The organism is Natronolimnobius sp. AArcel1 (genome assembly GCF_011043775.1).
In the GTDB taxonomy this organism is placed as follows: Archaea; Halobacteriota; Halobacteria; order Halobacteriales; family Natrialbaceae; genus Natronolimnobius.
The window spans coordinates 454,955-469,292 of record NZ_JAAKXY010000002.1; the positions used below are offsets into that span (position 1 = coordinate 454,955).

General features: G+C 59.3%; 15 protein-coding genes. 10 read left to right on the top strand and 5 right to left on the bottom strand.

Annotation, left to right across the window (positions count from 1 at the left end; translation table 11 throughout):
* The first annotated feature begins 28 nt into the window (after positions 1 to 28).
* Complete coding sequence (locus G6M89_RS06355) at positions 29 to 1,303, top strand: glutamate-1-semialdehyde 2,1-aminomutase (protein ID WP_165160958.1); 1,275 nt, start codon at positions 29 to 31, stop codon at positions 1,301 to 1,303.
* A gap of 88 nt (positions 1,304 to 1,391) precedes the next feature.
* Positions 1,392 to 2,084 (top strand): hypothetical protein, encoded by a 693-nt coding sequence (locus G6M89_RS06360; protein WP_165160959.1) that lies wholly within the window; start codon positions 1,392 to 1,394, stop codon positions 2,082 to 2,084.
* Between the two features lie 441 nt (positions 2,085 to 2,525).
* Here G6M89_RS06360 and G6M89_RS06365 read toward each other — a convergent pair whose 3' ends face one another.
* Positions 2,526 to 2,891 (bottom strand): group 1 truncated hemoglobin, encoded by a 366-nt coding sequence (locus G6M89_RS06365; RefSeq protein WP_165160960.1) that lies wholly within the window; start codon positions 2,889 to 2,891, stop codon positions 2,526 to 2,528.
* A 153-nt stretch (positions 2,892 to 3,044) separates the two neighbouring features.
* On the opposite strand from G6M89_RS06365, the gene hemC reads away from it, so the two are divergent.
* From hemC to G6M89_RS06385, 4 genes are read left to right on the top strand one after another with little or no spacing between them, the layout of a single operon-like run.
* A complete protein-coding gene (hemC, locus tag G6M89_RS06370; RefSeq protein WP_165161307.1) occupies positions 3,045 to 4,184 on the top strand; it encodes a hydroxymethylbilane synthase in 1,140 nt (379 codons plus the stop codon).
* A gap of 14 nt (positions 4,185 to 4,198) precedes the next feature.
* Positions 4,199 to 5,026, top strand: coding sequence for a uroporphyrinogen-III C-methyltransferase (gene cobA, locus G6M89_RS06375; RefSeq protein WP_165160961.1), 828 nt, complete (start codon positions 4,199 to 4,201; stop codon positions 5,024 to 5,026).
* A 28-nt stretch (positions 5,027 to 5,054) separates the two neighbouring features.
* Entirely contained in the window at positions 5,055 to 5,792 is a 738-nt protein-coding gene (locus G6M89_RS06380; RefSeq protein ID WP_165160962.1) for a uroporphyrinogen-III synthase, read from the top strand.
* A 46-nt stretch (positions 5,793 to 5,838) separates the two neighbouring features.
* The gene (locus tag G6M89_RS06385) at positions 5,839 to 7,314 is read left to right on the top strand and encodes a DHH family phosphoesterase (RefSeq protein WP_165160963.1); all 1,476 of its coding nucleotides are present in this window, start codon (positions 5,839 to 5,841) and stop codon (positions 7,312 to 7,314) included.
* On the opposite strand, the gene G6M89_RS06390 is transcribed toward G6M89_RS06385, so the two are convergent.
* Both G6M89_RS06390 and G6M89_RS22740 read right to left on the bottom strand, forming a co-directional pair.
* On the bottom strand, positions 7,311 to 8,063 hold the full coding sequence (locus tag G6M89_RS06390; RefSeq protein ID WP_165160964.1) for a PHP domain-containing protein: 753 nt from the start codon (positions 8,061 to 8,063) through the stop codon (positions 7,311 to 7,313). The two genes, G6M89_RS06385 and G6M89_RS06390, sit on opposite strands and share 4 nt — an antisense overlap.
* A gap of 191 nt (positions 8,064 to 8,254) precedes the next feature.
* Positions 8,255 to 9,997 carry a transposase gene (locus G6M89_RS22740; RefSeq protein WP_165160965.1) on the bottom strand — a complete coding sequence of 581 codons (1,743 nt, stop codon included), beginning with the start codon at positions 9,995 to 9,997 and terminating at the stop codon, positions 8,255 to 8,257.
* A gap of 237 nt (positions 9,998 to 10,234) precedes the next feature.
* On the opposite strand from G6M89_RS22740, the gene G6M89_RS06400 reads away from it, so the two are divergent.
* Together G6M89_RS06400 and G6M89_RS06405 are read left to right on the top strand one after the other, a co-directional pair.
* Positions 10,235 to 10,783, top strand: coding sequence for an NUDIX hydrolase (locus G6M89_RS06400; protein WP_165160966.1), 549 nt, complete (start codon positions 10,235 to 10,237; stop codon positions 10,781 to 10,783).
* Complete coding sequence (locus tag G6M89_RS06405; protein WP_165160967.1) at positions 10,780 to 11,205, top strand: adaptin protein; 426 nt, start codon at positions 10,780 to 10,782, stop codon at positions 11,203 to 11,205. Before G6M89_RS06400 ends, G6M89_RS06405 begins: the two co-directional genes overlap by 4 nt.
* Positions 11,206 to 11,554: 349 nt before the next feature.
* Here the strand turns inward: G6M89_RS06405 and G6M89_RS06410 are convergent, their stop codons facing one another.
* Complete coding sequence (locus G6M89_RS06410) at positions 11,555 to 11,950, bottom strand: hypothetical protein (protein WP_165160968.1); 396 nt, start codon at positions 11,948 to 11,950, stop codon at positions 11,555 to 11,557.
* 197 nt (positions 11,951 to 12,147) lie between these two features.
* Between G6M89_RS06410 and G6M89_RS06415 the strand changes: the two genes are divergently transcribed.
* Positions 12,148 to 12,465, top strand: a complete 318-nt coding sequence (locus G6M89_RS06415; RefSeq protein WP_165160969.1) for a DUF5783 family protein — start codon at positions 12,148 to 12,150, stop codon at positions 12,463 to 12,465.
* A 153-nt stretch (positions 12,466 to 12,618) separates the two neighbouring features.
* On the top strand, positions 12,619 to 12,987 hold the full coding sequence (locus tag G6M89_RS06420; RefSeq protein WP_165160970.1) for a NifU family protein: 369 nt from the start codon (positions 12,619 to 12,621) through the stop codon (positions 12,985 to 12,987).
* 48 nt (positions 12,988 to 13,035) lie between these two features.
* Here the strand turns inward: G6M89_RS06420 and G6M89_RS06425 are convergent, their stop codons facing one another.
* Entirely contained in the window at positions 13,036 to 13,932 is an 897-nt protein-coding gene (locus G6M89_RS06425; RefSeq protein WP_165160971.1) for a ketopantoate reductase family protein, read from the bottom strand.
* Positions 13,933 to 14,338: the final 406 nt, after the last annotated feature.

Consider the following 14,338-nt stretch of genomic DNA (forward strand, 5'->3'; position numbering starts at 1 on the left):
TTTCCCGACGGATTGCTTACGGCCAGCTATGAACGACGACAACTCACGCGAACTGTACGACCGAGCGCTGTCTGTCATGCCCGGCGGCGTCAACTCGGCCGTTCGAGCGGCAATCGAACCCTACCCCTTCTTCGTGCAGAAAGGCGACGGCGGTCACGTCATCGATGCGGACGGCAACCGTTACATCGACTGGGTGATGGGTCTTGGCCCGCTGATGCTGGGTCACGATCTGCCACAGCCAGTCCAGTCGCGCATTCAGCAGAAAGCGAGCGAAGGGCCGATGTACGGGACACCGACCGAAATTGAGGTCGATATGGCAGAGTTCGTCGTCCGCCACGTCCCAAGCGTCGAGAAGATCCGATTCGTCAATTCGGGCACCGAAGCGACCGTCTCCGCCGTGCGCCTCGCACGCGGCTACACCGGCCGGAACAAGATCGTCATCAACCAGGGCGGCTACCACGGCGCACAGGAATCGACGCTGGTCGAAGGCGATGCCGAAAACCCTGCACCGTCTTCGGCAGGCATCCCGCAGTCGTTCTCCGAACATACCCTCCCGGTGCCCTTTAACGACGAAGAAGCCGTCCGCGAGGTCTTCGAGGAACACGGCGACGACATTGCCGCGGTCATGACCGAACCGATTCTCGGCAACTACGGGATCGTCCACCCGAACGACGGCTATCACGACTTTTTGCGGGAGATCACCGAAGAACACGGCTCCCTGCTGATCTTCGACGAAGTGATCACCGGCTTCCGCGTCGGCGGCCTCGGCTGCGCTCAGAGCGAGTTCGACATTACCCCCGACCTCACCACATTCGGCAAGATCATCGGCGGCGGCTTCCCCGTCGGCGCAATCGGCGGCAAAGCGGAACTCATCGAGCAGTTCGCCCCTGCCGGTCCCGTCTTCCAAGCTGGAACCTTCTCCGGCCACCCCGTCACGATGGCCGCCGGCCTCGAGACGCTCAAATTCGCTGCGGAGAACAATGTCTACGAGCATATTGACGGCCTCGGCGACCGCCTGCGCGAGGGACTTTCCGATATCGTCGCGGATCAGGCACCGGAGTACACCGTCGCTGGCACTGCGGGCATGTTCAAAGTGATCTTCACCCGCGACGGCACGCCACCGCAGAACGCCGCCGACGTGAAAAACGCCGAAACTGACCGCTGGCGACGCGTCTTCTGGGGCCAGATGAAAGAGCAGGGCATCTTCCTCTCACAGAACCAGTTTGAGTGCCAGTTCGTCAGCTACAACCACACCGACGAAGACGTCGAGCGAACGCTCGAGGCGTACAAGGAAGCGCTCTGAGCCAGCAGTCTGAGAACGGGCGGTACACGTATCCATCCGCGCGGGAAACGCTAAGCTACGCTATCGAATGGGTCGAGTGGGAACACCGGTGACAGACGGGGGTGACAAACCGGCGCACAGCCGTGGAACCGACTGGGCACGACTCCTCGAGCGGTTACTGTACCTGTTCCCGCCGGTGATCGGCGTCGGGATCGTCGGCGTGTTACAGGACGCAGATCCTGGCGTTCCAGGGCTGCAACAGGGGTTGATCCTGTTCGGGACGTTCGGCTATACGGTGTTGACTGCCGGCGTGACGGCGACGATAGTTCTCGATGCGCGGCGGGTGAGACGCCAGCCACGAGCCAGCGGGAACTGGCGACCGCGCCCGTGGCTCAACGCGGCTTTCGCACTGTTGTGGGCCCCCGTTGTGGGTGTCGTCTATCTCGCGCGCCGACACCGCCAGTTCGGCACGCCGCCGGGGTGGTCGGGCTGGTGGCTCGTCGTCGCGGTCTCGCTCGGGACGACGTTGTTCGGATTCGTCGCGGCGGCGGTCGCAATCGTGTTCGCGATTCCCGGCCTCTTTACCACCGGAGTCGCCCTCGCGGGGACGATCGCCTTCGGTTCATTCCCGATCGCGATCCACCAGGACGCAGCCTACGTCAGCACGGAAAGCACCTCGTGGAACCCAAATCCCGGCGTCTACCTCGGCGTCGCATTTGTGAGCCTGTTCGTCCCGCCGCTACAGCCGCTCGTCGCGAGCTACTATCTCGTCCAGCGGCGCAGAGCGGTCGGGACGCCGTGACAGCGACCAGCGGACGGATATGAAAGCGTTAGAAACGGTGTTGACGACCTCACCAGTGCTGGTCTATGATTAATTCCATAGAATATATAACAGCATAGTAAGTAATTTGCAGGCATGGCTGATTGGAATTGGATTCTTTCCATACCTGCTTCGATCGTGTTTATCTTTGCCGGGCTACTCGCTTTCCATCCAACGATTGATCAGCCTATTGGAGGAATATTGATGATCTTGGTAGCAATACTCATACCGATCAAAGCATATTACGAGAAGACTCACAAATAAGCGCTTGATGTGATCAATACTGGACCGTATTTTTTACTTCGTGATACTCCAACACTGATCTTCGTGTTCAGCGTCCCTGCACTGGTGGAATCGTATAATTCGTTTGTGTGACACCTGACGAACAAGACGAACTGAACCTCACAGGCTGCTCTTTACTCGTCACTCCGACGCTGTCACGATCACGTCGCGGTAGCCCGCAATCTCCTCGAGCACAGCCTCCCGATCACCTTCGGGCACGTCGTACTCGGCAAGCGTCTCCTCGAGATGTGTCGCAATTGCGCCGAACTCCGCTGCGTTGATTCCCATGCCCTCGTGGGCGGCGTCCATCTCTGTACCGGTGTACTCGACGGGGCCGCCGGTAACAGAGCTGATGAACTGGGTCTGGTGGGCCCGCTGTTTCTGCATGTTGGTGTCTTCGAAGTAGTAGGCGACCTGTTCATCTGCGAGGACGCGGTCGTAGAAGTCATCCACGACGGCTGCGATAGCGTCTTCGCCGCCGAGTCGCTCGTAGAGAGTTTCTGTCATCCGGTCATATGTAGCCGTTTAATATGAAATAAATGCCGTCCCGAACACCTTCGAGCGACGAGTGCCGACCGCCTCGCGTGGTTCGTGGCAACCGTCCGACGAACGCGTCGGACAAGCGTGCGCTTTTCATACTCGAGGCGACGACCTATGCCCATGAGAACACGCGGGACATTACGACTGGCGACGCGAGGCTCAGATCTCGCTCGGCGCCAAGCCGGCCTCGTCAAAGAGGCCCTCGAGAACCGCCGGTACGAGGTCGAACTCGTAACCGTCGAGACGACGGGCGACGAAATTCAGGACGAACTCATCCACCGCTTGGGGAAGACGGGGGCGTTCGTCCGCGAACTCGACGAGCGCGTCCTCGAGGGCGACCTCGACGGCGCAATTCACTCGATGAAAGACATGCCAACCGAACAGCCCGACACCCTCGTGACGGCTGCCGTTCCCGAGCGCGGCCAGCCAAACGACCTCCTCATCACACCCGAGGGGACGGCACTCGAGGACCTGCCGGAGGGCGCGCTCGTCGGCACCTCGAGTCTGCGCCGGCGCGCGCAACTGCTCTCTGAGCGGCCGGATCTCGAGGTCGAACCGCTGCGAGGGAACGTCGATACGCGCGTCGAGAAACTGCTCGCGCCCGCGCTGCAAGCGGAACACGAAGCGCGAACGGAAGCCGACAAAGAGCGCAAGGGCAATACCGGAGACGAGGACTTCGAGCCCGAATACGACCAAACGGTCGATGAGTGGTTCGACGCGCTTTCGGAACTCAAGAAGCAGGCACTCGGACGTGAGGTCGAAACCGAATACGACGCGATTGTCCTCGCCGCGGCCGGCCTCGAGCGCAGCGGCCTTGCTCACTACGTCGAGTACCAGGAGCTTCCAACCGGGACGTTCGTCCCTGCACCGGGCCAGGGCGCACTCGCGGTGACTGCACTCGACGGCGAGACAGCACAAGAGCTACAGGGCGTACTCGATCATCCGCGAACCCGGGTCGAGACGACCGTCGAACGAAGCGTGCTCGCCGAACTTGGCGGCGGCTGTATCGCCCCAGTCGGGATCTACGCCGTCGTCCAGGGCGAGTACGTCAGTACGACGGTGACCGTCTTCGATCGCGACGGCGAGGAATCAATCGCGACCAGTCGTGACCTCCCGGTCGAACGCCACGCCGACGCCGCTCGCGAGTTCGCCCGTGATCTTGCCGAGCGAGGCGCGGAAGAATTGATCAAACGTGCACAACGCGACGCTGACGACGCGGATACTGCCGTCTCCGAGGAAGATAAGCCAGCTGGCAAGTAGAGAGAGGTACGGAAATGTCAGGAACCGAGTATGGAGCCGAACCGGACGCCGGGACCGTCTATCTCGTCGGCAGCGGCCCCGGCGATCCCGAACTGCTGACCTGCAAAGCCAGACGGCTGCTCGAGGAGGCCGATTTCGTCCTTCACGATAAGCTGCCTGGTCCGAAGATCATCGACTTGCTGCCCGACGACCGTCGGAAAGATGTGGGTAAACGTGCACACGGCGACCGAACCCCACAATCAGAGATTAACGAACTGCTGGTCGAACACGCCCGCGACGGACAGTCAGTTGTCCGGCTCAAAGGCGGCGATTCGTTCGTCTTCGGTCGCGGCGGTGAGGAAGCCGAGTATCTTGCGACCCACGATGTGCCCTTCGAGGTCGTCCCCGCAGTGACCTCAGCGGTCGCTGCGCCCGCCGTCGCCGGCATTCCGGTCACACACCGTGATCACGCCTCGAGCGTCTCGTTTGTGACCGGCCACGAAGACCCGACCAAACCCGAGTCCACAGTCAACTGGAAGGCGCTGGCCGAGACTGGTGGGACCATCGTCGTCCTCATGGGCGTCACCCGTCTCCCCGACTACACCGATGCGCTGTGTGAGGCCGGCATGAATGCTGAAACGCCCGTTGCACTCGTCGAACGCGCGACCTGGCCGAACCAGCAGGTCGCAACGGGAACTCTCGAGACGATTGTCGAGGCACGCGATACGGTCGGGATCGAACCGCCCGCGATCACCGTCATCGGCGACGTTGCGGGCACGCGCGACTCTGTCGTCGAGTTCCTCGCGAACGAGTCCGGTGTTGGCGCTGGTACCGACGGCTCCGCACCAGCAACTCGAGAGTGACAAAAGTCCTGAGACCGAACGACATACAATGGCTACCGCTCCCACCGTTGCTGTCTTTCGACCTGACGACGACCGGATCGATGACGCCGTCTCATTGCTCGAGTCGCTCGGGGCCGACCCCGTTCCTGACCCAATGCTGGCCGTCAAGCCGACCGGCCACACACCACGGACCGATGCCGACTACGTCGTCCTGACGAGCAAAACCGGCGCTGAACTCGTCGCCGACGCCGGCTGGGACCCCGGCGAACAAACCGTCTGTGCAATCGGCCCCGCAACGGCCGACGCACTCGAGGACGTCGGCTATGCCGTCGATTTTATCCCCGAAGAGTACACCTCGAGCGGCCTCGTTAGCGATCTCGAAGCCGACGTCGACGGCGCGCGCATCGAAGTCGCCCGCAGCGATCACGGCAGTCCAATCCTGCTCGAGGGACTCGAGGACGCAGGCGCGTACGTTCACGAGACCATCCTCTACCGACTGGTCCGACCCGAGGGAAGCGGAAGCTCGGCCGAACTGGCCGCCACAGGCGACCTCGAGGCCGCCTGTTTCACCTCCTCGCTGACCGTCGAGCACTTCCTCGAGGCTGCCGATGCGCGCGGCGAACGTGACGCGGCACTCGCCGGCCTCGAGAAGGCTGTTGTCGGCGTTATCGGCGATCCTACGGCCGAGACCGCTCGGTCGCTCGGTGTCGAGGTCGATCTGGTCGCAAGCGAGGCGACGTTCGACGCGCTTGCCCGCGAAACGATCGACGCGCTCGCTGAGGATTGACCCAGGACCGCGACTTTATCAGGAAAGGCGCACCAAGAGTGTCTCGATGGCCGGGCCGATTCCCGAACTCGAGGAGCGAGCGACGCGTTGTGCACAGCGGCTGTGTGAAGCCGACCGCGTCCTGCTGGCTTCGCATATCGACGCCGACGGACTCACGAGCGGCGCAATCGCGACGCAGGCACTCGAGCGCGCGTCGATTCCCGTCGAAACCGTCTTCGAGAAGCAACTCGACGACGACGCGATTGCAGCGATTGCCGACACGGGGTACGATACCGTCCTCTTTACTGACTTCGGGAGCGGCCAACTCGACTGTATTGGTGAGCACGAAGACGCGGGCGATTTTACGCCCGTCATCGCTGACCACCACCAGCCCGCCGACCGCGACACCGAGTACCACCTCAATCCACTCCTGTTCGGCATCGACGGTGCGTCCGAACTCTCCGGCGCGGGCGCAAGCTACGTCCTCGCGCGGGCACTCGCAGACGTTTCGGACGAAACTAACGTTGCGACGGACGGCGGAACGGCGACAACAGACACAGCGACCACAGCCCACCCCGACAACCGCGACCTCGCCGCACTCGCCGTCGTCGGTGCCGTCGGCGACATGCAAGCCTCCGGCGGCGCACTCGAGGGCGCAAACGAACAAATCGTCGCCGAAGGCGTCGATGCTGGCGTCCTCGAGACCGGGAAAGACCTCGCCCTCTACGGGAAACAGACCCGTCCGCTCCCGAAACTCCTCGAGTACGCGAGTGACGTCCACATTCCGGGCATTTCGAACAACGAAGCCGGGGCGTTGCAGTTCCTCGAGAATCTCGACCTCGAGCTCAAAGCCGACGGCGAGTGGCGGCGCTGGTCCGGACTGACCAACGACGAGAAACAGACCGTCGCGAGCGCACTCGTCCAAAAAGCCGTCTCAACTGGCGTCCCCGCAGGGAAAATCGACGGCCTCGTCGGCACTGCCTACGTCCTCGCTGACGAACCCATTGGGACCGAACTCCGCGATGCCAGCGAGTTCTCAACGCTGCTCAACGCAACCGCCCGCTACGAGCGTGCCGACGTCGGCCTCGGCGTCTGTCTTGGCAATCGGGAGGGCGCACTCGAGCAAGCCCGAACGCTGCTTCGAAACCACCGACGAAATCTCTCCGAGGGAATCACGCTTGTCACGAACGAGGGCGTCACCCACGAGGACCACGTGCAGTGGTTCGACGCCGGCGACCGCATCCGTGAAACCATCGTCGGCATCGTCGCCGGCATGGCAATGGGCAACGACGGCGTCAGTCACTCGAAACCGATCTTCGCCTTCGCCGCGAAAAACGACGACGAAACGAAGGTCTCAGCGCGTGGCACACACAGTCTGGTTCGACAAGGACTCGATCTCTCGAGTGTAATGAGCGAGGCATCACAGGCCGTCGGCGGCGATGGCGGCGGCCACAACGTTGCAGCCGGGGCAACAGTTCCCGCCGGGACCGAATCCGAGTTCATCGAGCACGCTGACAACCTTATTGGCGACCAGCTCGGCTAGGGACGGTCCATCGACGCTGGCACAGTCGGGAGAAGCGGTGCACGCGATGTCAGAAGATACGTCGATTTTCGGACGGCCCCTTTGGTGTACTGTACCGTACTCTTGTGAACTGGCGTGCGTTTACCACGGATTTGGGTTCGACCCTCGAGAATGGCCTCAACGAGGTCGTCACCGTCAATCTCAGCTTTCGTCCGGTTCGTGGCGTCGGGTTCGACAAGGATTTCGGTGTAGGCTTTGCCGACGTTCGGGAGGTAATGAGCGTCGCTGGCTCCAATTTCTGGGTACTCACGACGACGGGCAAACGTTCGAGCGCGGCGATTGCGGTAGCCGGTAAAGAGCATCGAGTTGTATGTCTCGATCGCATCAGCATCCTGGATCCGGCGTTTGCGCACACCGTGTCGACTGCGCTGGAACGGATGGGGCACAACGGCGATGCCATCTAGTTCCCGAACCGTTTCGACAGTCTCCATGAACGGCTGGCCGGGATCGGGCCGTTCCTCAACACCGATCGCCAGAAGGTGGCCGTGCTTCGTTGAGATTTCGACACCGGGAATGCCGACGAGTCCGTACTCGGGGGCGATTTCAGCAGCGCGAATTGATTCGTCAATTTCGTCGTGATCAGTGATGACGACGCCGTCGAGACCGATGTCAGCCGCGTGTTCTAAGACGAGTTCGATCGGTTCGTGCCCGTCATAGGAGTCATCAGAGTGAACATGAAAATCGATTGCAAACGGAATCTGAGACGTCATCGCAGGGATAAGCAGTACCCCGTTGATCAGCATAAACACTGTGCTGTCGATACTGCAGGAGTCGCCAATGAGTGACCGTGGAAAACTAAGCGAGTGAAATAAAGTCGCGCTCTCAGTTGGCAGCCCGGGCTCACAGTCTGGGAAACTCTAGTAAACCAAGAAATATCTAGAAAATTGAAAAGATAACCGGTTCAGTCTTCGGTGTAGGAGCTGGCGAAGTCAACGAACTCACCCGCCCGCAACTCACGTTCATCGGGATCGAACCGACCGTACATCTCCATTTGCGTCCAATAGTCCGCGACCCGCCACGCGTTTTGCATCACACATCCGAACGCGAAGTAGAACAGCCGGGTTGCGTACCGGTGCGTTCGAATATCTGGCCAAAACTCCTGTCTCACTACCTGGTATTGGGATTCGATCTGCCAGCGGTGGCTATACTGCTTGACGAACTCCTCTACCGTGTCCTCTGCCACCCACGGATTCGTGGTCCGAAAGACGGCTGTGCGCGTATTCTCGCGTGTCGAAGGAAGATACAATTCCTTCACCACTGACGGCTCAAAGTCCCAATCCTTCTCGTCTACCGTTCGCTCCAAGATGTAGGTCGGAACATCAACGTCGATGTCCTTGTGTGCCATATACGTACAGTGGTATTTCTGGTACTTGTTCTTCCGAAGCGGGGTCAGAATCTCCACATCTCGATTGATCGTTTCTGCCAGTACCTGGTAGCCGTCGAACGCGCGGTCGGCTACGAGAAACTCCGGATTCCCATACCTCTCAGCTTGATCAAGGAGCCCTTCAACGATTTCGTGTTTGTGCGTTGTTTCGCCACCCCAGTCGGACTTAGCGGTGAGACGGTACAGCCCGAGAACTATCGGGAGCGATTGCTCGCGCGTGGTGGTGATCGTCCCATATTTGAGTGCGAACGGCGACGGGTGACTCTTGGGCATTCCGTGGACCACTTCCGCCATTCGCTCGTTCGGATCTGGGTCACCATAGTAGTTTGAAACGGTTTCGTCGAGTGCTAATCGGAGATCGGCAGGGAATAGGTCCTCGTCAGCGTCTTGCAGCTCGGAAATGGTCGAACCAACGGACTGGTGGAACGCTTCGAGGATGTCTTCTTCCGAGTAGCGTTTGATAATGTCTCTGAACCGGCTTGAAGCGGTCCCTTCGCCGGTGTTTCGTTGGTACCGGCGCGGCCCTTTGTCCGCCGAAGCGTCTACCATCCCCATATAGAGCAACTGACAAAGGTGTTCGAAGTCACTTCGCCCACACTTCCAATACGGGAAGACAAGTTCACACGCTCGCTTCGAGGCGTGCTCTTTGATTACGTCTTGATCGATCCGCGTCTCGTCGCCGCCGTCGGCTTCCCAGTCCGGATGATGCGTGATGTACCGCCAGTGCGTTTCGTACTCATGACCAGTCCGAACGACCTCATCTCCAAACTGGGAAAGGAAACGTCGAAGTTCGAAGTCGAACCGGTTCCGCTTTGCGTTCCCGGGTGTCGGGTGGCTAATTGCGTGTTCCATCCCGAGCATTTCCCGGAACCACGACCGCTCGGAGTTATCAGCGAACTCGCGGTGACTCATCCCGGTCGCTTGGATGAACAGCCACACGCGCATTGCCGTCTCGAAATCAAGAGTTCTTGACCTCACGCGTTGGATTTGATCGTCGAACGCGTGATCTGGTAGTGGTGTCTCCCCGAGCGCCTGCTGAAAGTTCTGCCCCGAGGCAAGCCGCGAGTCTAAGTACTCGATGTACCGCCGAATGAGTGCGGGTACTTTGGACACGTACGGCTCCGGTATCTCGTCGGGGTCTGGGTAGGTAAAGTCCGAAAGCTCACGCTGAGCGCCGCCGAGATCACCGTAGATTTCCTCGAAGGATTTCGACTGTGGCTCAGTCCAATTCCCGTCAGAAAATCCATCGTCATTGAACACGTTCACTGGCTAGTATTTCAAAAAGTCCTAAAAGTGTACCGAGCAATACCTACCTGTCTTCCAGCCTATAACGGTAGTTGATAGCGCGGTTTCATTATTCAGAATGTCGCTGAAACTGAACTAGGTGATTCGGTAACTACGCGTGCAAACCTATCGATGGTGTACTGATCGAGTCTATAGTATGGTCAGAAATAAACTATTAATAATCACTGGAGAGTAGGGAGACAGCACTCACTCATGCCTATCAAAGATCGAAGTAAGAGAGAAGTTGATCGGAGGCTCTCACGGCTCAGGGATGAATATGGAACCTTTCCAGTGGACGAAAAGACGGTCACTAACGATCCAGAGTTCTTCGAGCACGGTCGAGATTTAGTGAAAGATGGCTGGATTGGAGATGCAGGAGCATGGGTCACGGACGATTCGAACAGAGTACTCCTGATTCGACACAGCGGAAGTACGGATCAGTGGGGAACACCAGGAGGCGGCCACGAACCCGAAGAAACGATGGAGGAAACGGCTCTCCGTGAGGTTCGAGAGGAAACCGGGATCGATTGCACCATCACCGACGTCTTTTGGGCCCGTCGCAAGACTGTCGTTCTGGAGACTGACCCGGATCAGCGATTCTACATGCTCACCGTACAGTTTGAGGCAGATTCTGAAGGAGGTGAGATCTCGATCAGTGATGAAGAGGTCGTGGAGGCCAGATGGTTCTCGGAATCACCGGGAAACGTCGCTGATTTCCTCGAAGGGAGGGTACAGACGTGGAACAGCAGAAGCGACCAATGAACGTGTTTGCTTTCGACCGTGACTATACTGTCGACGTGAGCCCGCATCCCGAGCGACCAGTCGTCCCGCTCGGATGGATTATACATCTCGATGAGGAGACTGAGCACGAAGTGTGGGCAATCGGAAATCAGGACCTCAAGGCCGAGGCGGACATCCCCGGTATACAGGAACTCATTCGTCGGTTGGACAACAAATGGTACGAGAAAATCGGCGAACGAGCGGACGAAGAGTGGTTCGATGAGTGGCCGACACGGAAAGAACGACTTCGAATGCTCGAAGAACTGTTCCCACGAGCAACGGAATACATCGTGGTTGACGATGCCGACCTTTCAGACGTCGAAAGGTGGACCCACTATTTCGCTTGGGACTTCGTTGAAGCGGTCGAGTCCGGTACGATAGACACGGAATTCCCTGATAAGTAGCTCTCTGTACTTACCGTTCGTCGAGAGTCTCAAAGAGAGTATGAAAACAGTTCTATGACACCCTCCCCACGTGAGTTTGCGTTCCAACTCTGAGAGCAAAGTCTAGGCGGCTTTGCGACGCAACCGTTCTTTATCTAATTACTTTCACGAAAAGAGGGGTGCTAGACACTAGATACGTGTCTGACGTTCTCTAGGAGAGATTTTTCATATGCAACCAACTACTTTTCCACTTCTCTAATTGGCGAGTCCTGATACTGACAGAGACGATATTTCGTATCGCACAGTGTGGTTTATGACCCATACCAGGGCAAACGAAGACAACTGCGAATAGACACTCACAGTCGACCGATTATTTGGTCTCTGCCGCCGTGTCCGTCCCTGGTATAAAATCCGAGAGTGAAACCCGTTTGACCACCGCGGAGACGTCGAATGGATCCTCGAGCACATCGGCTTTGTCGTGAACACGGTGCATACACTCGAGCAATCCCTCGAGTGCGGCACCGCGGGTTGACACGCGGCCAATAGTAGCCGTGTGTAGTTGCTCGCCGATTGAGTAGCGATAGCGCAGTTCCCAGTAGTAGTTGAGGCCGAGACCGGGGTGACAGCGGTCGGCGGTCGTTCGGTCTGCAACGAGTTCGATCGGTGGCCGGCTGTAGCGATATCGAAACCGCCCCTCACAGAGCTCGGCTGCGCCCCATCCCGGCGGCAACGCTTCTGGTGGGATCGGTCGCGGGTTCGAGGGCATATGAGTGGGTATCGCGAGTGGCAGTGGAGTGGATTATCCTTGCGTACGCACCCATCGTTTGTGCCACCGAATAGGGCATCAGCGCTGGCGAGTGTCCAATATACCGGAACTGCGAACGCAACCGTTCACCGGAGCGTACCGAGCCAGACTGACTGCCAATCGTCCGACTTTTGTCCTCGCTCGCGCTGTATTCCCGTATGGCCGATTTCGATCCCGAGAAATTCGAAGACAAGTACGCCAACTACTTCCCCGAACTCCAGCAGGCGTACAAAAACGCGTTCAACCGAATGAACGACAAGTATGACTCCGAACTCGTCCACGCAATCGACCAGCAAGTGCTCAACGAGAGCGAGCCGTTTTATGCCGGCGATGGCGAGTTCACGATCGAACTCCCCGATAACCCCTACGGGCGGCTATCGGGCGTCGTCGTCGAACAAGACCGCTTCGAAGAAGTCCTCGAGATTCACGTCGGCGAAATCGAAACCGAACTCGAGCGCGTCTTCGAGTTTGAATAGGCTGAAACAGGCCGGTTGATCCACTTCTACTGTGACTCGACCCGTGACGCGGCCGTGCCGGTAGGTCGGAGAACCCCGTTCGAGACGATCACAACAGGTCGACCGAACACGAACGACGGAAGGTTTAGGGGCTCCCACACCCAAGTGGCTCGTATGAGTACCGACACCCAGAACGACGGGGACGACCTCGAGGATCGCGTTTCGAACTTCCTGCGGCGGAACTTCCCACAGATTCAGATGCACGGCGGCAGCGCAGCAATTCAGGATATCGACCGCGAGAGCGGTGAGGTCACCATCGCACTGGGCGGTGCCTGTAGTGGCTGTGGCATCTCGCCGATGACGATTCAGGCGATCAAGAGCCGAATGGTCAAAGAGATCCCTGAAATCGAGAAAGTCAACGCCCACACCGGCATGGACGGCGGTGGCGACATGGGCGGCGGCGGTGGCATGGAGCCGTCGTTCCCCGGCGAAACCGTCGACGACGACGGTGCAGCCGACGAAGGACCGGAAGCCCCGTTCTAAGCGTTCAATCCGTTTTCGAGCTGTTTTCGCTTTCGTTTTCGGACCCACTCAGCGGATGCCAGCACCAGCTTCCCAGGTTCGTACGAGCGCCGCTAACTGCCAATTCGCTGGGACGGCAACCGAGTCGGGTGCCTGCTCAACGACGTATCCGTTTATCGCGTCAATTTCAGTCCGCCGACCGGCACGAACGTCTTGGGCCATCGACGACGTGTTTGCAGCCGTCTCGCCGGCAACCCGCTCGAGCGCGTCGACGGCCGTTTGATCTGGGAGTGACACGCCATTTTCGCGGGCGACACGGGCCGTCTCGCGCGCTGCCGCTCGAGCGAGGTCGGCCGCTGGCTCCTCGAGAATGGTCGCATTTGTCGTTTCGGTCAACGCCGTAATCGGGTTAATCCCCGCATTAACTGCGAGTTTCTCCCAGAGCCGACGCGGCATGTCGGTCGCGACCGTCGTCTCGAGTCCAGCCGCCTTGAACGCTGTGCCGACCCGCTGGACAATGGGTGTTCGACCGCCAGATCGCGCCCCGAGGACGACAGTTCCTCGGCCAGTACACGCCACGACACCTGGCTCCTCGAGGAGTGCGCCATAGGAGACAGTTCCGGCGAGAACGGGGCACTCGAGGCGGTCTGCAAGGAGGGTTTCGTTCCCCATTCCGTTCTGAACCGAGAGAACGGCATCGAACGAGCCGGTCGCCAGTTCGGCGGCGGCAGACGGGGTATCGAAGGCCTTGACGGCGACAATCGCGAGGTCAGCCGAGAGTCCGGTGATGTCGGTCGTCACCGCAGGGGTGACGTGATCATCGAACTCCCCCGTGAGCCAAAGGCCGCCATCGCGGAGCGTCCGGGCCTGTGCCGGGCGAGCAACGAGTGTGACCTCGTGCTCCCGGGCGAGCAGTCCACCGAGGAGACTCCCAAGGCTGCCAGCACCGAACACGACGATATCCATACTCGAACGTGTGAGTACGGGATGAAAACAGATTCGGCCAGCATGCGCTCGAGGACGAGACGAGAAATCTGTGGGACAGTATATATGATAAACCATAGAGTGCAATATAGAATATCATCTTAGCGAGAAAGTCGTGAACGACGGCCAGGACCGTGTCGGCTTCTGCTCACGGGCCGCAGGCCCGTTCGCACGGCCCGAGGAATCTTCGATCCTTCGCTGTCCTCCCCACCCTACTCGCTTGTGCTTCCGCCGAGCCGGAAGCCCGGCGTCGTCCGAAAATCAGAGATTTTCGGGATCACGAGAATCTTCGATTCTCGAACGACTCCTTGAGGGTGGGGCCTCCGCTTCGTACTTAGTGAATTACCACTAAATTCGATTTTCAGCGCTTCTAACGGGTGGACGAGGC